The organism is Mycoavidus cysteinexigens (genome assembly GCF_003966915.1).
Classification (GTDB): Bacteria; Pseudomonadota; Gammaproteobacteria; order Burkholderiales; family Burkholderiaceae; genus Mycoavidus; species Mycoavidus cysteinexigens.
The window spans coordinates 379,460-400,302 of the sequence record NZ_AP018150.1 but is presented as its reverse complement, the minus strand read 5'-3'; the positions used below and the strand labels follow the sequence as shown (position 1 = coordinate 400,302).

19 protein-coding genes, 1 tRNA gene and 1 pseudogene are annotated in these 20,843 nt (G+C 48.0%); 13 read left to right on the top strand and 8 right to left on the bottom strand.

Annotated elements, in window-relative coordinates; all coding sequences use genetic code 11:
* Genes MCB1EB_RS01790 through MCB1EB_RS01775 form a run of 4 tightly spaced genes read left to right on the top strand, consistent with a single transcriptional unit; the run spans position 1 to position 3,170 of the window.
* The gene (locus MCB1EB_RS01790; RefSeq protein WP_045363317.1) at positions 1–576 is read left to right on the top strand and encodes an anthranilate synthase component II; all 576 of its coding nucleotides are present in this window, start codon (positions 1–3) and stop codon (positions 574–576) included.
* Positions 577–582: 6 nt separating this feature from the next.
* Entirely contained in the window at positions 583–1,614 is a 1,032-nt protein-coding gene (trpD, locus tag MCB1EB_RS01785; protein ID WP_045363322.1) for an anthranilate phosphoribosyltransferase, read from the top strand.
* 5 nt (positions 1,615–1,619) lie between these two features.
* Complete coding sequence (gene trpC, locus MCB1EB_RS01780; RefSeq protein WP_045363324.1) at positions 1,620–2,408, top strand: indole-3-glycerol phosphate synthase TrpC; 789 nt, start codon at positions 1,620–1,622, stop codon at positions 2,406–2,408.
* A 27-nt stretch (positions 2,409–2,435) separates the two neighbouring features.
* Positions 2,436–3,170, top strand: coding sequence for a uracil-DNA glycosylase (locus tag MCB1EB_RS01775; protein WP_045363326.1), 735 nt, complete (start codon positions 2,436–2,438; stop codon positions 3,168–3,170).
* Positions 3,171–3,199: 29 nt separating this feature from the next.
* Here MCB1EB_RS01775 and MCB1EB_RS01770 read toward each other — a convergent pair whose 3' ends face one another.
* The 3 genes from MCB1EB_RS01770 to MCB1EB_RS01760 all read right to left on the bottom strand — a co-directional run bounded on the left by MCB1EB_RS01770 (position 3,200) and on the right by MCB1EB_RS01760 (position 6,672).
* Positions 3,200–3,643: a coiled-coil domain-containing protein gene (locus MCB1EB_RS01770; RefSeq protein WP_045363328.1), complete on the bottom strand. Its 444-nt coding sequence runs from the start codon at positions 3,641–3,643 to the stop codon at positions 3,200–3,202.
* A gap of 78 nt (positions 3,644–3,721) precedes the next feature.
* Positions 3,722–5,512, bottom strand: coding sequence for a M61 family metallopeptidase (locus MCB1EB_RS01765; protein WP_045363330.1), 1,791 nt, complete (start codon positions 5,510–5,512; stop codon positions 3,722–3,724).
* The gene (locus MCB1EB_RS01760) at positions 5,509–6,672 is read right to left on the bottom strand and encodes a UbiH/UbiF family hydroxylase (protein ID WP_126353823.1); all 1,164 of its coding nucleotides are present in this window, start codon (positions 6,670–6,672) and stop codon (positions 5,509–5,511) included. The genes MCB1EB_RS01765 and MCB1EB_RS01760 overlap by 4 nt, the downstream gene beginning before the upstream one ends.
* Positions 6,673–6,748: 76 nt before the next feature.
* On the opposite strand from MCB1EB_RS01760, the gene ychF reads away from it, so the two are divergent.
* Complete coding sequence (gene ychF / locus MCB1EB_RS01755; protein ID WP_045363334.1) at positions 6,749–7,843, top strand: redox-regulated ATPase YchF; 1,095 nt, start codon at positions 6,749–6,751, stop codon at positions 7,841–7,843.
* Positions 7,844–7,978: 135 nt separating this feature from the next.
* Here the strand turns inward: ychF and MCB1EB_RS01750 are convergent, their stop codons facing one another.
* Positions 7,979–9,466: a hypothetical protein gene (locus MCB1EB_RS01750; protein ID WP_045363336.1), complete on the bottom strand. Its 1,488-nt coding sequence runs from the start codon at positions 9,464–9,466 to the stop codon at positions 7,979–7,981.
* A 459-nt stretch (positions 9,467–9,925) separates the two neighbouring features.
* Here MCB1EB_RS01750 and MCB1EB_RS11895 point away from each other — a divergent pair, with 459 nt between their 5' ends.
* Positions 9,926–10,192: a hypothetical protein gene (locus MCB1EB_RS11895; RefSeq protein ID WP_045363339.1), complete on the top strand. Its 267-nt coding sequence runs from the start codon at positions 9,926–9,928 to the stop codon at positions 10,190–10,192.
* A gap of 59 nt (positions 10,193–10,251) precedes the next feature.
* On the opposite strand, the gene MCB1EB_RS01745 is transcribed toward MCB1EB_RS11895, so the two are convergent.
* Together MCB1EB_RS01745 and MCB1EB_RS01740 are read right to left on the bottom strand one after the other, a co-directional pair.
* Positions 10,252–10,327: transfer RNA gene (locus MCB1EB_RS01745), tRNA-Thr, on the bottom strand.
* A gap of 81 nt (positions 10,328–10,408) precedes the next feature.
* On the bottom strand, positions 10,409–10,675 hold the full coding sequence (locus tag MCB1EB_RS01740; protein WP_232034134.1) for a tyrosine-type recombinase/integrase: 267 nt from the start codon (positions 10,673–10,675) through the stop codon (positions 10,409–10,411).
* A gap of 173 nt (positions 10,676–10,848) precedes the next feature.
* Here MCB1EB_RS01740 and istA point away from each other — a divergent pair, with 173 nt between their 5' ends.
* Both istA and MCB1EB_RS11945 read left to right on the top strand, forming a co-directional pair.
* Positions 10,849–11,517 (top strand): IS21 family transposase, encoded by a 669-nt coding sequence (gene istA / locus MCB1EB_RS01735; protein ID WP_161566161.1) that lies wholly within the window; start codon positions 10,849–10,851, stop codon positions 11,515–11,517.
* Positions 11,518–11,577: 60 nt separating this feature from the next.
* The gene (locus MCB1EB_RS11945) at positions 11,578–11,721 is read left to right on the top strand and encodes a hypothetical protein (protein WP_161566160.1); all 144 of its coding nucleotides are present in this window, start codon (positions 11,578–11,580) and stop codon (positions 11,719–11,721) included.
* 149 nt (positions 11,722–11,870) lie between these two features.
* Here the strand turns inward: MCB1EB_RS11945 and MCB1EB_RS01730 are convergent.
* Positions 11,871–13,021, bottom strand: a pseudogene (locus MCB1EB_RS01730) (IS3 family transposase); the annotation flags it as partial.
* A gap of 40 nt (positions 13,022–13,061) precedes the next feature.
* Between MCB1EB_RS01730 and MCB1EB_RS01725 the strand changes: the two are divergent.
* From MCB1EB_RS01725 to MCB1EB_RS01705, 5 genes are all read left to right on the top strand, one after another.
* The gene (locus MCB1EB_RS01725) at positions 13,062–13,346 is read left to right on the top strand and encodes a hypothetical protein (protein ID WP_126353822.1); all 285 of its coding nucleotides are present in this window, start codon (positions 13,062–13,064) and stop codon (positions 13,344–13,346) included.
* A 195-nt stretch (positions 13,347–13,541) separates the two neighbouring features.
* The gene (locus MCB1EB_RS01720) at positions 13,542–14,567 is read left to right on the top strand and encodes an IS110 family RNA-guided transposase (protein ID WP_045363343.1); all 1,026 of its coding nucleotides are present in this window, start codon (positions 13,542–13,544) and stop codon (positions 14,565–14,567) included.
* Positions 14,568–14,817: 250 nt separating this feature from the next.
* Positions 14,818–15,357 carry a Mu transposase domain-containing protein gene (locus MCB1EB_RS01715; protein WP_126353821.1) on the top strand — a complete coding sequence of 180 codons (540 nt, stop codon included), beginning with the start codon at positions 14,818–14,820 and terminating at the stop codon, positions 15,355–15,357.
* The gene (gene istB, locus MCB1EB_RS01710) at positions 15,347–16,084 is read left to right on the top strand and encodes an IS21-like element helper ATPase IstB (protein WP_045363345.1); all 738 of its coding nucleotides are present in this window, start codon (positions 15,347–15,349) and stop codon (positions 16,082–16,084) included. Before MCB1EB_RS01715 ends, istB begins: the two co-directional genes overlap by 11 nt.
* On the top strand, positions 16,081–16,476 hold the full coding sequence (locus tag MCB1EB_RS01705; RefSeq protein ID WP_052393845.1) for a hypothetical protein: 396 nt from the start codon (positions 16,081–16,083) through the stop codon (positions 16,474–16,476). Before istB ends, MCB1EB_RS01705 begins: the two co-directional genes overlap by 4 nt.
* Before the next feature lie 213 nt (positions 16,477–16,689).
* Here MCB1EB_RS01705 and MCB1EB_RS01700 read toward each other — a convergent pair whose 3' ends face one another.
* Positions 16,690–20,700: a WD40 domain-containing protein gene (locus MCB1EB_RS01700; RefSeq protein ID WP_126353820.1), complete on the bottom strand. Its 4,011-nt coding sequence runs from the start codon at positions 20,698–20,700 to the stop codon at positions 16,690–16,692.
* Positions 20,701–20,843 lie beyond the last annotated feature (143 nt).

Genomic DNA, 20,843 nt, shown 5'->3' with positions numbered 1-20,843 from the left:
ATGTTGCTGATGATCGACAATTATGATTCCTTTACATACAACCTCGTGCAATATTTTAGTGAGTTAGGCGCAGAGGTTCTCACCGTGCGCAACGATGAAATCACGCTTGCCGAAATCGCTGCTTTGCAGCCTAATTATCTTTGTTTGTCGCCCGGCCCAAGCGATCCGCAACACGCAGGAATCACGCTCGCCGCACTGCGCGAATTTACCGGGAAGCTGCCGATTCTTGGCGTTTGCCTCGGACATCAAGCGATTGGCGCGGCCTTCGGCGGCCAGGTGATCCGCGCCCAAACCATCATGCATGGCAAAACCAGCGAGATTGAAACCGATGGCAAAGGCGTCTTTACGCATTTACCCAGATCTTTTAAGGTGACGCGCTACCATTCGCTTGCCTTGGAACGGGCAACCTTGCCCGCTTGCTTAGAAATCACAGCGACCACAGCGGATGGAGAAATTATGGGTATTAGGCATAAAACACTGCCCCTAGAAGGCGTACAGTTTCATCCCGAATCAATTTTGACGGAACATGGACACGCCCTATTAAAAAATTTTTTGGAAAGCGCTGCAACGCACTAATTGATCATGTGTATTACCCCACAAGAAGCCCTGCAACGCACGATTGAACACCGCGAAATCTTCCACGACGAGATGTTGCATCTAATGCGCTTGATTATGCGTGGCGAAGTTTCACCTTTGATGACTGCCGCCATCTTGGCCGGCCTGCGCACCAAAAAAGAAACCATAGGCGAAATCACCGCCGCCGCAATGGTCATGCGAGAATTCGCCGCCCATGTCGAGATCGCTGACTCTACCCATTTTGTTGATATTGTAGGCACTGGCGGCGACGGCTTACACACCTTTAATATTTCTACCGCTGCCATGTTCGTGGTCGCCGCTGCTGGCGCGAAAGTCGCCAAACACGGCAATCGCGGCGTTTCAAGTAAATCCGGTAGCGCCGATGTACTCGAAGCGCTCGGCGTCAATCTCGCGCTTAAGCCAGACCAAGTCTCTGCTTGTATTGCCGAAACCGGCATTGGCTTTATGTACGCGCCCAACCACCATCCCGCCATGAGCAAAGTGGCGCAACTACGCCGTGAAATGAAGGTGCGCACAATCTTCAATATTCTAGGCCCGCTCACCAATCCGGCCCACGCCCCCAATCAGTTAATGGGCGTCTTTCATCCTGATTTAGTAGGGATCCAAGTTAGAGTCATGCAACGCCTTGGCGCACAACATGTATTGGTGGTTTGCGGGCGCGACAATATGGATGAAATCTCATTATGCGCGCCCACTTTAGTAGGCGAGTTACACAACGGGTCTATCCGCGAGTACGAAATCCAGCCAGAGGACTTCGGTTTACAGCTAGCATCAAGCCAAGCTCTCAAGGTGACCGATATTGAATCCTCAAAGGCCATGTTGCTTGCAGCACTCGACAATCAGCCAGGCGCTGCTCGCAACATCGTGATCTTAAATGCTGGCGCGGCGCTTTATACCGCGAATATAGCTCCCTCAATTGGCGCAGGCATTGACCTTGCGCGCGAAACGCTGGTCAGCGGCGCGGCGCAGGCAAAGATTACCGAACTGGTCCGCTACACACAGCAATTTAAATCTTAAAAGTAATGAATGACATCCTGCAGCAAATCGTTGCCGCCAAACGTAAAGAAGTCGCCCTAGCAAAGAGCCAAACTCCAATTGCAAGCCTACATGCTAAAGCACAAATCACAGATGCGCCGCGCGACTTTATCAAGGCGTTGCAGGTGCGGCATACCGCCGGTGAAGCGGCAGTCATTGCCGAAATTAAGCGCGCAAGCCCTTCCAAAGGCGTCTTGCGCGAGCCATTTGACCCGGCTGATATTGCGTCTCTTTATGCCCAGCACGGCGCCGCCTGCCTCTCCGTACTCACCGATAAATTATTTTTCCAAGGTAGCACAGCTGATCTGCAAGCCGCACGCAATACCTGCGCTTTGCCGGTTTTACGCAAAGATTTCATGATTGATCCTTATCAGCTATATGAAACACGCGCATTGGGCGCAGACTGTGTTTTGCTGATCGCCGCTATACTTGAGACCCATCAAATGCAAGATCTTGAGGCGTTAGCCGGTGAGTTAGGGCTTGCCGTACTGGTCGAAGTGCATAATCCTGAAGAGCTCGCCAACGCGCTTACGCTCAACACGCCTTTAATTGGGGTTAACAACCGTAATTTGCGCACTTTTGAAGTAACGCTCGATACTACGCTCAATCTGCTAACGCATATTCCAGCCGATAAAATAGTGGTCGCTGAGTCGGGCATTACATCCACTACTGACGTAACTCGCCTGCGCGCCGCCAATGTACAAACCTTCCTTACAGGTGAAGCATTAATGCGCGCACCCAATCCCGGACTCGCCCTTAAACAGTTATTTTTTTAAGGCGGGTTGACTTCTAAACTTTCTTCTATGAACGTCAAACTTGAAACCGGATTAGCGGCCCAATTTTCCGCACTGCCCCCTGCCTGGCGCACTTGTCTGGCGCCATTTATCGTCAGCCCAAGCTATCCGGCACTATGTCGTTTTGTGGATGGCGAACGCGCACAAGGCAAGACGATTTATCCAAACGATGTGTTTCATGCACTAACTTTGACCGCGCCCAACGAGGTAAAAGTAGTTATCATCGGCCAAGATCCATATCATGGCGAAGAAAACAGCATTCCTCAGGCGCATGGCTTAGCATTTTCAGTGCCGCCTGGCGTCCGCCCTCCTCCATCATTACGCAATATTTTCAAAGAAATCAAAGCTGAATTTGGCCACCCAATACCATCGCATGGTTGCCTAGAGAGTTGGGCACGTCAGGGCGTACTCTTATTAAATACCGTTTTAACCGTAGAACGTGGCCGCGCGGGCAGTCATGCAAAACAGGGATGGGAGTCCTGTACAAATATCCTAATCCAACAGCTTGCTGCTCAGCATGAGAGCTTGATTTTCCTACTTTGGGGCGCACACGCGCAAGCCAAACGTGCACTGCTAGATCCAAGCAAACATAAAATCCTCGAAGCCGCTCATCCGTCGCCACTCTCTGCGCATCGAGGTTTTCTCGGCTGCCAGCATTTTAAGCTCGCCAACGAATTTTTAGTCAATACTCAGCGGCCCGCAATCAATTGGCAGCTGCCCGCAACTGCAGATTCGTCCTATTAGTCTGAATTGCCCTAAACTGCGGCGCCAGACTAAATATTACCCGGCAAAAATTTCAATATACCGATAATCAAACCAACCTGCGCAATAGAGATTCCCACAAACCATTTTAGAAGCTCAAACTTATTATTAGATGCTTCCTCTCGCAGGCTAGATATTTCGCCTCGAAGGCCATCACGCAGACCAGATATTTCACCTCGAAGAGCAGATGTTGTTTGCTCAAACTTGAGGTCCATATCTTTACGTAAATCACTAATCTCATGCCGCAGCTCCTCTTTAACTGCATGCAAATCTTTTTTGGTTGGCAACTCTTGCAAATTGACGGCAAATATCTCCGACAAAACCTCTGCTTCAGCCTCTGCTTGAGCACTTGGAACGCCCGCTTCTTTTAAGCGTTTAGAAAATTTTAAAGTATCAAATATTGCCATTGCCATCACCAAGTTCCTTAGTTCTTTCAAATTGAGCGCATGCGCCATTTTTCCCTCTCACAGGATAATCCAATTGGTTTAATTATTAACCAAATTTAAGGGGTATGCAAGTCAATTTAAGTACGCTCATTCATATAACCATGCATCACGCCATTTACGCGCCTCACTGCACGACTCCGAGGAATGTAACCGGTAACTTGCAACCTCTGGCGGGTCCAGTGTGAGCTGCACGCAACGCAATTCATCACGCCGGAAAATATGCACGTCAAACTGATCCGCTACTTGGTAGCGCGCCAGCAGCGCATCGAGATTACTGCCGCTCACGCGCAAGCCATCAAGCGCGACTAACCTATCTCCTGCTGACAAGCCAGCTCGTTGCGCCGCACCACCCTCATATGCAACCTCAACCCACACACCTTCGCGCACGCGCATACCAAGCGAAGGCAAGTTATTCGCCATATCAGCCTCAAGCGTCACCTCGAATGGCGCCAATAGCTCTGCTAGGGGCAAATCATTTGTCCCATACACCGCTTCCTGATACAACTCTGAGAGATCAACACCCGTGGCTTCATGTAATAGAGCCTGTATTTCATCGTCAGCAATGCCCACCGGTTTGTGCTGATAAAAATCCCGACCATAGCGCTGCCATAGCAACCGCATCACGTCGTCCAGCGATTGAGTCGATTCAGTCTGAGCTCGGATGGCAAGATCAAAAGCCAGCGCAATCAACGCTCCTTTTTGGTAGTAACTTACAATCGCATTAGATGCATTTTCATCTTGCATATAATATTTAGTCCAAGCGTCGAATGAGCTCTCAGCAACGCTTTGCTTAAACCTGCCACTCCCACGCAACACCCTTGCCAGGGTCTTACCGAGCAGAGCGAAATAATCCTTCATGGTCATAAGCCCACTGCGTACCAACATTAAATCATCATAATAAGAAGTGAATCCTTCAAATAACCAGAGTAATGTCGTGTAATTTTCGTGGGCAAGATCATAGGGCGCAAATGTAGCTGGCTTGATCCGTTTAACATTCCAGCTATGAAAATATTCGTGACTACACAAACTAAGGTAAGTGCGATACCCATCTGTCAGCTTGCCTGGCGCCCACCCGATAGCTGGCAAGTCACTACGCTTACAAATCAAAGCTGATGAGGCCCGATGTTCAAGGCCACCGAACCCGTCCGTCAGCGCCATGGTCATAAACATATAACGCTTAAATGGCGCACATTTTGTTTGTGGCTCAAAAAACGCGATCTGGGTTTCGCAGATACGCTTCAAATCCTGGGTTAAACGCGCCAAATCAAGCGCTGGAACCTTTCCACCAATGACGACTTCATGCGCTACCTGATGCGCGTTAAAACGCGCTAGCGCGAACTCACCCAACATGACTGGATGATCAATCAATTCATCGTAATTAGCTGCGCGATATTCACCAAAACCATGGCGGCGGGTAACTGCTGCTTCAGCCAACGTAGTCGCCACCCGCCAGTTTTGATATATAGCTCCAATCGGCGGTTTTATTTCAACCTGACAAGGCGCGGCTTGCTGGCCAAGCACCGCTAAAAAAACACTGGTGCCGTTAAAAAAACCAATTGTGTCGTCAAGATGGGCAGCACGTACCGACATCTCCCATGCATACACCTCATACGTCAGTATCAACGCCCCTTTGAGCGGCGCTGCTTGCCAGTTATGCTTATCAATTTTCTGCAGCGGAACCTGGCGCCCGGTGGCTACCGAGTGCGCCTTTAATCTTACGATATGTCGCGCGAATTCACGCACCTTATAACTGCCTGGAATCCACACGGGCAGCATAAAACGCTGCCCTGCCGGGTCAGGGTCAAACACCGTGAGCGTCACCTCAAAAAGATGCGCGGTGGGATGTTTAGGAATAATCGTATAGTGGATTGGCTTCATAAACCCAGTGCAGAGGCAACCAATTTGCGCTTGATAAAAGATTGCTGGTTGAGTAACGTCAGGCCGGCGTTGCGTATTCCGCGCACAAACCCGCCCGGCCATGAGAAAAGCCGATGCAAGCTATCCGTTGCAAGCGACAATTTACGAATATCCTCGCGCCGAGAACGCTCATAACGGCGTAATAGCATCATGTCTCCCAAATCCCGAAAGGGCTCTTTGCCCGAGAGAACCCGAGCTAATTCCGCCACATCGCGTAAACCAAGGTTCATCCCTTGGCCCGCCAGAGGATGAATCAAATGCGCGGCGTCCCCGACTAACGCAACGCGTGGCGCAATCAGGCGCTCAACTTTTTGCAAACTGAGAGGAAAACCTTGCCTCTGAGACACACAGTTAAGCGCGCCAAGCCGGTTTCCTACGACCGCTTCAAGCTCAGCCGAAAAAGCTATTTCATCGAGTGCAAGTAAGGCTTGAGCATGCTGTTCCTGCGCTGACCAGACCAGCGATACATGATTCTCCGGCAATGGCAATAAAGCCATAATTTCACCCTTATGAAACCATTGGTAAGCCGTTTCACGGTGTGGCTTTTCAGTCTTGAGGTTAGCAACAATGCCTATTTGCTGATAAGCGCGCCGCTCAAGTTTCACCCCCATTTGAGTACGCACCCACGACTGAGCGCCATCCGCGCCAACCACAAGTTGGGTCTTCAGCACTTGACCATCATCTAATTCAAGCAAAGCTCGCTCAGGTAAAACTGACAAATGATGTGCGCGCCTATCTAACCAAACCAAATTCGGCTGAAACCGTAGCGCCACATCCAATGCGGACTCAAGCAACGAGGCGTCAATAATCCAGGCCAACTGCGGCACATGCGCCTGAAAAGCGGAAAAATGCAATTCCGCCAACGCATCGCCATAGATGCGCATATCATAGACGGGGGTCAAGCGCGCAGGATCAAGGGCCTGCCAGATCCGTAATTGCTCAAATAAAACTTGAGCACTTGCAGAAAGCGCATACACACGGGAATTAAAAGCCGCCTGCGCACTCACTGCCGGAGCCAGCAAAGCGACCCGCAACCCCAATTGCGCACATGCAAGAGCTGCGGTTTTACCCACCAGCCCTCCCCCCACTACAGCTATCTGAAAATTTTGAGATTCGATCATCCTGCTATTATAGCCATCCATTTTATTTATTCTTGTTGCTGGCCGGTAAAACCGGCCCTATCTCTGAAAGGATGTCATGAGTCTCAAATGCGGCATCGTTGGTTTGCCTAACGTCGGCAAATCAACCCTTTTTAACGCCCTGACCAAAGCCGGCATTGCCGCCGAAAACTACCCATTTTGCACTATCGAAGCCAACGTGGGAGTAGTCGAAGTACCCGATGAACGGCTGGTGGCCCTCGCCGATATTGTCAAACCAGAGCGTACAGTACCGGCGATTGTTGAATTTGTGGATATTGCAGGCTTAGTTGCAGGCGCCTCAAAAGGCGAAGGACTCGGCAATAAATTTCTCGCCAATATTCGTGAAACTGACGCTATCGCCCATGTTGTGCGCTGCTTTGAGGACCCGAATGTGGTGCATGTGGCCGGTCAAATTAATCCACTAGCAGATATTGAAGTGATTAATACTGAGCTTGCGCTAGCGGATTTAGGCACAGTTGAAAAAGCGCTGTCACGTTATGCAAAAGCCGCAAAATCAGGTAGCGATAAGGAAGCCGCAAAGTATGTCATTTTGCTCGAGAAAGTGCAAAAACAGCTGGACGCTGTAAAACCTGTGCGCGCACTTGATTTATCGGACGATGAACACGTCTTACTCAAAACCTTATGCCTAATCACAGCTAAGCCAACGATGTATATCGCCAATGTGAAAGAGGATGGCTTTGCTAACAATCCCTTGTTTGACATGGTCAAACAGCATGCGGAATCAGAGAAAGCACCAGTCGTTGCAGTATGTGCAGCAATTGAAGCAGAAATTTCTGAGCTGCCTGACGAAGATAAAGCCCTCTTCTTAGCTGATATGGGGATGGATGAACCAGGACTCAACCGGGTGATTCGCGCCGGCTTCAAACTACTTGGATTACAAACCTATTTTACCGCAGGCGTTAAAGAAGTCCGTGCTTGGACCATCCGTATAGGGGATACCGCACCTCAAGCAGCCGGAGTGATTCACACTGATTTTGAGCGTGGCTTTATTCGTGCGCAAACGATCTCGCTTGATGATTTCATTGCGTATAAGGGGGAGCAAGGTGCAAAAGAAGCGGGCAAAATGCGGGCTGAGGGGAAAGATTACAAGGTGCAGGATGGGGATGTGATGAATTTTTTGTTTAATGTATAAATAGTTTACGCATTTATATTGTCGAAAGGTGCGACTACATTCAGAAGGTATTGCTAAATACTAGTTTAAATGCAGTCGCACTATATAATTCCATTACTAAGTTAATTAGATAAAAAATTTAGAAAATCTTTTTCTCTAAAATTTCTTTGATAACCCATTCATCAAATCTGTCAAGACACGCCAATTTTGATAAGCACGAGAATAAATATCTTCCGGCTGAGACCTCCCTAATTTATAGAATGTATCCTCTGCATTCAACATAAGATCCCAGTAATTCTCCTTGGATTGTAATTTTTCGCTCAATACATTATAAGCAGAATACCTATTAGCACAAAGTTGAACAAGTTTATTAATCTCCTCTGATGAAATAGGGCGCCTCATATTCTCTAATGAAGAGTGAAGTTCCGATAGCTCATTTATTGCGTGACTTTCGCTCTTCTTACCCAAAAAATCCTTATTTTTTAAAGATTTTATACTCCGACCAAGCTCGGACTTAAATTTGTCAAACTCCTTATAATTTCTAGGCTCTGCTGATAAATTATTGGATAAATTATTTAATCGATTAATTACATCACTATACGCAAGATTAATATTTCCAATAGCGCGAGATGCGCTATTGCGCGTTTCGCTGCATGATTGCTCATACCAATCCTGTGCTTTCTGCGAGCTTTTTAAGAAATTTTTCATTTCTTCAGGCCGTACGTTTTCCTGCTTGCTCAGGATATGCAGTGGAAGTCTCCAATCTTCGTGATCTTGTTGAAGCTTAGCTGCTACCTTCTGACGCGTCTCATAGCACTTATCTGATTCACAAAAAAACGAACTCAGAGAACGAAAAAGTCTCTTAAATTTTGTTTTACATCCGTTTTTTACACTTTCTTCACCCTGAACTTGAGATGCTTTTAATTTCTTCATCCATGAACGATAACGATGGGCTTTTTTATCATTCAGTGTCTTATTTACACGTTTAACCAATGTATCACGAGGGACATCAGATTTCTCATTTAAGGCAGAAATATTAAGCCTAAATATTACGGAATCAACGTTTCTCCGCAGAGCTTTTTTTAGATCATTTTTTCTGGATTTATTTTCAGAGTTAAGAGAATTGAATCTATTTTTCAACTCAGGAAATGTATCGTTATTAACAAAACCATCTCTTCCTACCCGAGGTTTATTTATTAGTACATCGATAGCATATATTAGGGAAAGCACCTCTTGGTTTGGCCTACCACGCTCCACAAGAAAATTAAGTCTATAGTCCAAAATTGAATTAAGTGATTTTAATTCGACGCCTTGAGATAGAGAATTAACCAGCTTACTCAAAAAAATAGTTTCAGATTCATGCAAAGACTCAGCCCCAAAGTTACTTAAAAAAGCAGCCTCAGGATTGATAACAGGAGATACATTAAAACCATATCCTGGAAATTGACTGGCGTTATTCCCAGCTATATTATGTGCTTGTCTTCGATTTACGTTAGGATAATTCTGAGCCTGTGAGCCAGGACCTACAGACGAAAACGTACGGTGCATTTCGTGGTTATTTTGCCTATTATTGGGTTGAGCTAAACTATCTGTGCTTGAATACTGGGGAGGACTTCGAAATTGGCTATTTTGTACACCGAGCATTAAATTCTCCTTCCTAAAAAAATAACAAGTTAAATATTATTTAGCTCGGACCCAATCAAAAATAAGAAATTCCCTATAAAAAAACGAAGCAATCAGATAATAAATGCGTCTTTTTGTATAGAATTTGTACACCTGGGGCGTAATTTTGGCAAAAACAGCGAAGAAAATATTGAGGTCGGAGAAATCGTCGAACTTAAGAAAAAATAGAGCTGGATTGGCCCAACCCACCTTGATGCGTTTAAATACATTGAACAAAAGCAGATCACTCTGCTACAAACCCATCCCGATAACCTCAAGCGAGGCTTACTAATTGATGCTTCATACTGGCTTACGCATCAAGATACGATTTTTGAACGTTTTAACGAGTGGAGGCTAGGTCACCCCAATGCTTAGTGTGATGTCGCCTAACCTAAAAAAGTTTTAACGACTGAGCTAAGTGCCGGCTAATATCACCGTCTAGTGTCGGAGCAAACCTTTTATTTAAATGGAATTTATCGCCAAAGAGATGCATTCCGTGATGAGAATATTGATCCCTTAACTATTGAAGAACAAAAAGCGTTTTTAGCAAAGCTGCCCGATCAAACACGCAACTTGATTCAATTCGCGTTTTGGAGAGGTTTGCGCACAAGTGAACCCATAACAGTTGATTGGACAGATATGGTTTTTGTGGGGATAAGTTCAGGTACGCAAAGCCAATGCTGGCGGAATGCTGTCATTCTGATTTGAAATCAAGGGTAAAACACGCTTTTTCTAAAAACGTAATCCCCTGATTTATAAGAATTTTATGGTGCCGGCTGCAGGACTCGAACCCGCCACCTGATGATTACAAATCAACTGCTCTACCAGATGAGCTAAGCCGGCAAGGCCCGTAGTATAACGCATCGCAAACAATTTTGGAGATTAATTTGTTCCGCAAAATTGCGTTTGTTCCGCAATTCTGCTCTACCTCGTAGGCGTCACTAGTTTCCCTTTACGGTGTCGGACGTATCTTTGCGTCATCTTTTCGTCAGAATGTCCCAGTTGATCTTTAGCTGCCGCCATACCATATCTTTCCTCTTTATCAGTACCCGCCTTAGCCCGCAAATCTCGAAATTGAAAATCTTGCTTAGACACACCAGCCGCCTCTCGTGCAGCATCGAATCGGAACCTTAAAGCATCAGCAGTCAAACGCTCGCCATTTTCATTTAAGATTAAAAACGGACTAATCACTTTATATCCTCTTCTGCGCACACGAATACGATCAATTACCCCAGCTAAATCACCTTGCACTGTAAAACAGCGTGCAAAACTTACCAGTTTATTAGAGGAAACAGCGTCCAAAAGTTTCCATCCTATTTATGCAAAGATCCGGCGAATTTGCCGGGGAAATTGGAGTGTTTTACATGGAAATGATTTACGAGATAAGACGTCGATACAAAGTACAAAAGCAGAGCATCAGCGCGATAGCACGAGAGATGGGTCTATCGCGTCCGACAGTGCGCAAACATATTGAGACGGTAAAGGAACCCAAGTACGATCGAACACAACCGATACGGCCCCAATTGGGTGCTTATGAAGGACAACTAGAGCAGTGGTTAGAACAGGAAGCCAAGTTTCCCCGTGGCCGCCGTCGTACTGCTCGTCGACTGTTTGAAGGGTTACAAGAAATAGGATACCCGGGCGCTTATGACAGCGTGCAACGCTTTGTTAAGGATTGGAAACTAAAGGCTCAAGGACCGCGAGTCACACAAGTTTTTGTACCCCTCGTCTTTGAGACTGCTGATGCTTGCCAATTTGATTGGAGCCATGAGCATGTCGAATTAGGGGGCGTGGGACAAACAGTTAAGGTGGCCCATTTTCGGCTGGCGTATAGCCGTCAGCTCTTTGTTATAGCCTATCTGCGCGAAACCCAAGAGAGGGTATTCGATGCACATAGACAGGCTTTTGCTTTTCTGGGTGGCGTGCCCAACCGAATCATCTACGATAATCTCAAGACGGTGGTGGATACCATTTTAGTCGGTAAGGAGCGTCAATTTAATCGGCGTTTTCTGACTCTAGCCAATCATTACTGATTCGAGCCAGTCGCCTGTACACCAGCCACAGGCTGGGAGAAAGGGCAAATTGAGAATCAGGTGGGCAATGTACGGGAATGGTTATTCACGCCGCTTGCGCGCTTTTCTAATCTGGTCGAACTCAATGACTGGCTGGCTATACGCTGCCGAGAACTCGCTCAACGCAAACCCCCCTTGATGTTGCCCCCTTCTCACGGACAGTAAAGGGTTTCCATAAATCAATTGGAAACAGAGATGAAATTGTTTTGTAAGTCGGCATGAATACTAGGTAAAACAGAATCCATTGTGCCCAGTATCAGACCCCCTGACTCGTATAGAGAGTCATCAGGCTGAATGTCGTTTTTTTGCAAATGTTTCCTTTCAAAATGAATCGGTGAAACGTAATCAAGAGAGGAATGCCTACGTTTAGGGTTATACCAAGCCTCAATCCACGTAAATACAGCTAAGCGAGCGTCAGACTTACTTTTAAAGCTACGCCGATCCAGCAATTCGCACTCAAGACTGGCAAAGAAGCTCTCTGCCATCGCATTGTCGTAGGCATCACCAACGCTGCCCATAGACAGTTTCACGCCCGCTGCCTTGCAGCGATTGCTAAAGGCAAAACTGGTGTATTGACAGCCCTGGTCGCTATGATGAATCACATTCTCAGGCTGACGTTGTTCAAGTGCCATATTCAAAGCGTCGAGCATCAGCTCTGTAACGAGAGACTCGCCAATGGCCCAGCCCACGACACGTCGACTCCACACATCCAAGACAATGGCCAGATAGATAAAGCCAGCTCCAGTCGGCACAAACGTAGCATCCGCCACCCATAGCTGATTCGGCTCATCAGCAACAAATTGACGCTTCACCAGATCAGGTGCGGGCGGCTGCCGTAAGTCACGCCGAGTGGTCACTTGATAGCGACGACGGCACACGCCACGTAGGCCCTGAAGGCGCATCAGCCTTGCTACTCGGCGACGGCTAACGGCCCAGCCTTGCTCCATCAGCTCAGCTCGAATACGGGGCATTCCATACGTCGCATCTGACTCAGCATGAATGATGCGAATCTCTTCTATCAGCTGCGTATTTTCTTGTTGACGAGCACTCGGTTTACGCTGACTCCAAGCGTAATACGCACTACGCGAAACTTTTAACACTCGGCACAGCACCTGCACGGGGAATTCGGCCTGATTCGCCATCATGAGCTCGAAGAGGGGGTAGATATCTTCTCGCCTTTTGCGGCAAACCAGGCCGTAGCCTTTGCCAAGATATCGCGCTCCATTTGAAGCTGTCGTACTTGACGCCGTAAGCGACTGAGCTCTTCTCCCTCTGCCGTAGTTAGGCCCACCTTGATCGATGATTTAGGGGCTTGAGCTATTGAGGCTTGGGCGACCCAACTCAAGATTGTTTTAGTGCAGCATCCGAACTCTTTAGATAGCTCTTTAGCGCTCTTACCTGCTTGCACAAGCTCTACGATTTGTTGACGAAAGGCCGATGGATATGGCGCTTTGCTTTTACGCATTACAGACTCCTTTTTGATAGTTTAAGGGTGTCCGTGAAAAGTGGTCAACATCACCTGCCATAGTGGACGCACTATTAACGAATGTTTCCAAGAAGAACAACGCTTGTTACGTCCAATCATCGCCCCGTTTGAGGGTTACGTTGAACAGATGATGCGCGTCTCAAACACCAGCTTGGTGCACGTGGATAGATGGAATGGTCGCTCCCCTCACTTCGTAGAAATGACTGGATACACTAACCCACTAAGGAAAGATGATGCGTATGCAAGGTGGTGGATTTGTGAACGATGCGCACCGCGCACCGGCCGGCGCGGTGGACAACGCTAACAGGTTGCCCACCGCGTCGTCCTTCGCCCACAAGCTTCACCGCCTTCTATCTAATTTGCAGTATTTTCTGTTTTTAAAAAAGACTCTAATCCCGCCATCGTTTACCCAGTTTAGAGGGGAGCCTCCAGATCCGGACGGCATCTATGTGCCAAAGTGGAAAAGTATTTCTACCACTGTAAGACAGGAGGTCCCCAAATGAATGCTATACCAATTTATGGCTTAGATATAGCCAAGCGTGTGTTTCAGTTGTACTGGGTTGAAGTGGAAACGGGAGAAATAATAAACCGACGGTTTGGCCGAGACGAATTGATCGAATTTTTAGCCCAGCGGCCGGCAGGTCGCATAGCGCTAGAAGCCTGTGGAAGTAGTCATTGGTGGGCCCGTAAGTTGACGAGTCTAGGTCATGAAGTGGTATTGCTACATGCAAAATTTATCCGCCCCTTTGTCCAGAATAACAAAACAGATGCGTCCGATGCGCGAGCCATTTGGACAGCCGTGCAGCAGCCTGGGATACGAACCGTAGCGGCGAAAACAGAGGAGCAGCAGGCGATGCTAGGACTGCACCGGATGCGACAGCTCCTAGTAAAGTTTCGCACGATGCAAGTCAATCAGGTGCGAGGTTTACTCTATGAATTTGGCGCGACCTTCAAAACAGGTCGTCAAGCAGGCTTGGCGGAAATTCGGGAACGCATGGCCGAGTTGGAGCAAATCACCCCAGGTATGCTGCTGACACCGATTCAAGATCAGCTCAAGCGTATTGATGGGATCAACGATGAAATCGAAGCTTTAGAGCAGCGCATAGGTCAGTGGCAAAAACAAGAAGTGGCGTGCCAAGTGTTAACTCAAATCCCAGGTATTGGTAGACTGACAGCAACCGCCTTAGTTGCGACGATGGGCAATCCAAAAACTTTTATGTCTGGACGAGAGTTCGCATCGTTTCTTGGTCTGGTGCCGCGGCAAAAGGGTACCGGCGGGAAAGTTTGGTTATTGGGTATCAGCAAGCGGGGAGATTGTTATCTACGCACGTTGTTGATTCATGGGGCTAGAGCGGTCTTATTCAAGGCGCGGGAGAAAGGTCCATGGATTGAAGCCCTTCGTCAACGCCGTCCAACTAATGTGACTGCGGTGGCGCTGGCCAACAAGATGGCGCGCACGGCATGGGCGCTACTTGCTCATGATCGGGTTTATAAGCGGGGCTATGTGAGCATTAAGCCTGCATAGATTGATTGACTCTCTTTGAATAGGATCAAAACTTACTTGTAGGTTGCTTAGGTAGACATGAAGTGATGGCAAGACAGGTTAAACCTCAAGAGCTTAAGCCTGAATAACTTTTAGCGCTCACAGCGCGATGGATAGATGAGGAAGCTCTTGGCGTATTCCATCAGGGCCCGCAGGCTTTAGCCTGCTTCTCAAGGCCGGATATTAAGACTGCAACCCTTTCTAAACCTTCACTGAATTATCTCCTTGCAAAATGGGGAGTGACCATATAAGAAATCGTTATAGCGTTCCGGTTCGCTTTGCCAGACAAGCCGTGTCTGTACATATAAGCGCCAACCAAATCCAGGTGGTGGCCCAGGCTCAGGTCGTTGCGACTCACCAGCGAGTCTTTGGGCGTGACCAACTCATCTGCGATCCTTGGCATTATCTGCCTGTGCTAGAGAGGAAACCCGGTGCCTTACGCAATGGTGTGCCTTTTGTTGAGTGGGATTTACCGCTTCCCATTCAAGCGGTACGGAAATACCTTCTGAAGCGCCCTAAAGGGGATCGTGCCTTTGTCGAACTGCTCCTGTTGGCTGAGAAAGTCGGCCTGGAGGCTTTAACCGTGGCGTGTGAATGTGCTTTAGAAGCCGGTACAGTGACGGCCCCCATCATTATGAACGAAATGCGCAGACTGACCGACCCGGGTCCGCCCACTTCGCTTGAATGGCCCGATGGTATTGTTTTAACGCTAGAACCCCTAGCAGATTGCCAGCGCTATGACCACCTGCTCGGAGAAACCCATGCCCACTGACATTCACGCCACTCTCACCGCATTGCAACTACATGGCATGGCCACGGCCTGGAGCGAGTTACAAGCCGAAAAGCCAAAACTCATTCATCGCCCTGAAATTTGGATAGAACACCTGATCGCCGCTGAGCAAACAGATCGAGCATTACGCCGTTTACGCTATCAGCTTAAAGCTGCACGCTTTCCTATCCATCGAGATTTACTCAGCTTTAATTGGCAAGAAACGTCTCTGTCACAAGCCGTCATCGAGCAACTCGCCACGGCCGACTTCACCGATGCCGCACATAACTTGATCCTAGTCGGCGGGTGTGGAACGGGCAAAACTCATCTTGCCACGGCGCTGGGCGTGGCCACCATTCATGCCGGAAAACGGGTCCGTTTCTTCAACGGTGTCGAATTGGTCAACGCGCTCGAACACGAAAAGCAATTCGGTAAAACAGGCAGCCTAGCCAAACGTCTTATACAGATTGATGCCCTCATCATTGACGAACTTGGCTATTTGCCTTTCCCGGCTTCCAGTGGCGCACTGCTATTCCAGCTTATCGGACAGCTTTATGAGAAAACTTCTTTAATCATCACTACCAATCTCTCATTTAGCGAATGGGTACAGGTCTTCGGCGACGCAAAAATGACCACCGCTCTCTTAGACCGCATTACTCACCATTGCCACATCCTTGAAACGGGCAATCAATCTTACCGTTTCAAACACCGAAACATCCCTTCAAATTGAGTCCCTTAACTGGAAATTTTTCGGCGCTGTTTACTGGCAAATTTTGGGCGCTGTTTGACAAAGTTGTCATACAAACTGAAATTCAATACCGTGATCGCATCAAAATCGTCAAAGAAAAAGGCGATACGATCATTAAGGAGGTTCCTATCTATGTTAATCAAGCTGATACTAACCACTTTGGCGTTAACGTTGGCTTCGTGCGCCACTACAACGCAGCTTTTGCCGGCGAGCCTACCGGACTTGCCACCGAGCCTGACCGAAGATCCGCCAGCATTTCGCTTGCTGAAATTGCCAAAGTCAATGCATTTAATGCCGGCGTCTGCTGGCAATGGCGTGAGCAAACGCTTGGATTAAAAGCATTTTATCGGCAGCTACAGCACATGCACCAATAAATTTCAGGGGGCTTTTTAAATTAAAAAAATCAACCGACCCTCTTGATGAAATTTTATCATCTCTCTGCATCTCATTCGCTGATAACAGTTGGCTATTGCTTTTCATTATCTGTTCTTAAACCAAAATTTCATCATTCTATTAAGAAGCACTCTACCTTACCGGCCAACAGGTAGAGTGAGCTAGACTCTTCCATAATAGATTATTCAACCAAATTATTTAACTATCGCTCCGCGCTGCTTTAACAGCTTTATATTCCTTTCACTTAACCCTTTCACTCCATCAACCACGCTATCTTTCACTTTCAGCTCTCCATGCGGTGACATCCAGCTCAGGTGCTCATTATATCCAGCTCCCTCTGCTACAACCTGCCACTGCCGAACTAAATTATCTCCACTGCCAGTCAACAGATAGGCACCATCGCACGTCTTTTTCCAGGCTACACTATTGACACCTCCGCTAAAACCTTCAATCACTCTTAGACACTTACCCGAGGCGACTTCCCACAGCCGCACCGTATTGTCATGACTGCCCGAGGCGATCTGCTCTCCATTCGGCGAATACACCACGCTATTAACTGTCCGGGTATGTCCTTCTAAGGTATGCACGCGGGTGCCGCTTTGCGCGTCCCACAGTCGCACCGTCTTGTCCCAACTGCCCGAAGCGATCTGCTCTCCATTCGGCGAATACACCACGCTCAAAACACCGTCGGTATGTCCTTTTAAGACGTGTCCACGGGCGCCACTTTCCGCGTCCCACAACCGTATCATATTGTCCTTACTGCCCGAAGCAATCTGCGCTCCACTCGGCGAATACGCCACGCTACTAACATACTCGGTATGTCCTTTTAAGACGTGTCCACGGGCGCCACTTTCCGCGTCCCACAGCCGCACCGTCTTGTCCCAACTGCCCGAAGCAAGCTGCGGCCTGCTCAGCGAATACACCACGCTAGTAACAGAGTCGGTATGGCCTTCTAAGGTGCGCACCGCCGCGCCGCTTTTCGCGTCCCACAGACGAACTGTCCAGTCCTCACTGCCCGAAGCGATCTGCGCTACGCTCGGCGAATACACCACGCTCCTAATAGCGCGGGTATGGCCACCTAAGGTGTGCACTGCCGCGCCGCTTTCCGCATCCCACAGCCGCACCATCAAGTCCTTACTGCCCGAGACGATCTGCTCTCCGCTCGGCGAATACACCACGCTAGTAACATCTCGAGTATGGCCGTCTAAGATGTGCCCCGCCGCAACGCTGTGCGCGTCCCACAGCCGCACCGTCCAGTCATTACTGCCCGAGACGATCTGCTCTCCGCTCGGCGAATACACCACGCTAGTAACAGAGTCGGTATGGCCTTCTAAGGTGCGCACCGCCGCGCCGCTTTGCGTGTCCCACAGCCGCACCGTCCAGTCATTACTGCCCGAGACGATCTGCTCTCCGCTCGGCGAATACACCACGCTAGTAATAGAGGCGGTATGGCCTTCTAAGGTATGCACCGCCGCGCCGCTTTGCGTGTCCCATAGCCGCACCGTCCAGTCCAAACCGACCGAGGCGATCTGCAACCCGCTCGGCGAATACACCACGCCAGTAACAGGGTCGGTATGGCCTTCTAAGGTGCGCACCGCCGCGCCGCTTTCCGCGTCCCATAGTCGTACCGTCTTGTCATTACTACACGATGCGAGCTGCCCTCCGCTCGGCGAATACACCAGACTCATAACATAGCCGGTATGGCCCGCTAAGGTGCGCACCGCCGCGCCGCTTTCCGCGTCCCACAGACGTACCGTACGGTCACAACTGCCCGAGGCGATCTGCGCGCCGCTCGGCGAATACACCACGCTAAAAACAGAGTTTTTATGTCCGCGTAAGGTGTGCACCGCCGCGCCGCTCTGCGCGTCCCACAGCCGCACCATATGCTCATCAAATATTGCCTCACCAATCGAGGCAATCTGCGAGCCGCTCGGCGAATACACCACGCTAGTAACAGAGGCGGTATGTCCTTTTAAGACGTGTCCACAGGCGCCACTTTCCGCGTCCCACAGCCGCACCGTCCTGTCCGAACTCCCCGAGGCGATCTGCTTGCCGCTCGGCGAATACACCACGCTAGTAAGAAAGTCGGCATGGCCATTCAAGGTGTGGCTTTTTTCCCAATCCGAAGTCCCATACACACTGATCTTACCGTTACTAAGACCCAACGCGCAGCTTTCTCCATCGGGCGAATACGCGCAAAATTTCACCAGGCGCTCTGCCTTGAGATAAGCCCATTCGCCAAACTGCACTCCTGCCATCCGTGCTCCGCTTAAATTCGCCTGACGCAGCCAACTCGCTCTAAGATTGGCATTACTCAAATCCGACCCTTGCAACTGCACTGAATCAAATACTCCATAACTCAAATCCGATCCAGGTACCTGAATCCCTCTTAAATCACATCCATTAAACTGCAATCCCGCTTTCACCAATACCGTCAATGCATTCGACGCACCTCTTTTTACGTCCCCTCGGCTCTTCGACGCTTTCACCCACGATAAAAGTACATTCAGAAATTCTCTATCCTCTTGCACGCGCTCTACTAAAAAACTCTGTACCGCCGGATCTTCTACTACATTCAATTCGTTGAATCGCGCCGATGGCTCAAATTCAAATCCATCTCCTAAGCCTTCCCATAACGGACGTACATTTCTTATCACACCTAGTTTCTTGGGTAGTTCTACACCATCACTCTTAACGCCCCCTCTCAACTCTTCCCACACCGCTCGCGCCACAAAATAATCTCGCAAGGACTTATGGATAAACCGATACTCTTTGCCCAAATCATTTGATCGGTCCTGGCAGATTAATGGCGAATTTAAGCGCATCAGCACTGTGCTAGTTTCCTCATCGCTTAATAAGCGTCTGCGCCAATCTCCCCCTGTAACCACATTATTTTTTTTCCATTTCGCATAAATACTAGCCTTATAATGCGTTATCACTTCTCCAGCTTGGTACATTTCCAAGGCTAGCTCTTGGCTAAATTCCACTCCGAAATTAGCAAAGCCTCCTCGCTCGATTTTTTTAAACTCATCTCTTTCTTTTGAATTAAGCTCAAGTATCTGATCTAACCTCTGTTGCGAACGGTCAAACCAGCTTTTTACAAACTGATCATAAATTGTAATTCGTGTAAAGCGATGATTCTCTGCTTGGCGTTTCTGGCTCAATTCAGGCAACACGCTTAAGGTTATTTTTAGCAAAAATGGATTACTCACCAACTCTTTTAAGCTCGGCTCTTCCAACTCTTTTTTATATTTCTCGGTACTCCACAAAGCATGTGGATGCTTTTCACTATACCGATCAATATACCGCTTTATCGTTTCATCCGAAAACGGCGCTAACCGATATTCCTGTAACGCGATACGCTCGCCTGACGGATGAAATTTGTATTGATAGTTTGGTCCTAAATATTCTGGGCGACTACTGATTATAATTTTCGAGCCTTTCCAGTCATCTAACTCATTATCTTTATAAAATACCTGCTGACGATGCTCGATCTCGTCAAATCCATCTAAAATTAATACAAATCGATGTTTACTTTGTAACTCTTTGATCTGCTCTTTCGAAAACCCTTGCTTCTCAAAAAAAGCACTCACTAGATTCCGGTCTGGCCCCGACAAGCTCGATAATCCTATAAATACCGGAATTGGCATATTACCTGACTTACCGCCTTGGATATAGGCTTCCCACAAGCTCACCGCGAGATCTCGGTTAAAAGTCGACTTACCTGAACCCGCTTCACCTAGTAGGAGTAAGACTTTTTTGTTGGAGTTCAAAAAATCTTGAACCTTGCTTTTTAAATCGAAGCGGGTTGAATCGTGAAGCTCCATCCCTTCCGGCTCCACGTAGTTCGACAATGCATCTTTAACTTCGTTGTCTTCCTGTAGTCCTTTTAAATACCTTTTCTGCAACGCCTCAATAGCCGAATTTAAGTTGACCAACGGCTTAATATTAGGTTGCAAGGCAAAAATATGTTGCAACATCAGGGTTTCTATCAACTTCGAATCTGCCGCCGCTAAATGTATATGGTTATTCGCTGTATTGTTATTGCCAATGGTTAAATTATTTATGAAACCATTACCGATTTGCACTTTACTTTCACTTGAGTCATCGGTTTTTTCTTGCGTATTAGAGAAAGCCGAAGTGATCTGAGGGAAATATGAAGCCAGAGAAGGGAGAGTGCGTTGACCTGGATTAATCGACGACATACTAGCTACTACCCCTTTTTAATAATTCGTATTTAACATATATCTGAATTATCCAATATCGGATAAAAATTCAACTTTCATTGAATAAAACCCCCTTGCCTAAAGTTACGACAGCATAGGCCATGGGCAGTATCATAAACTCT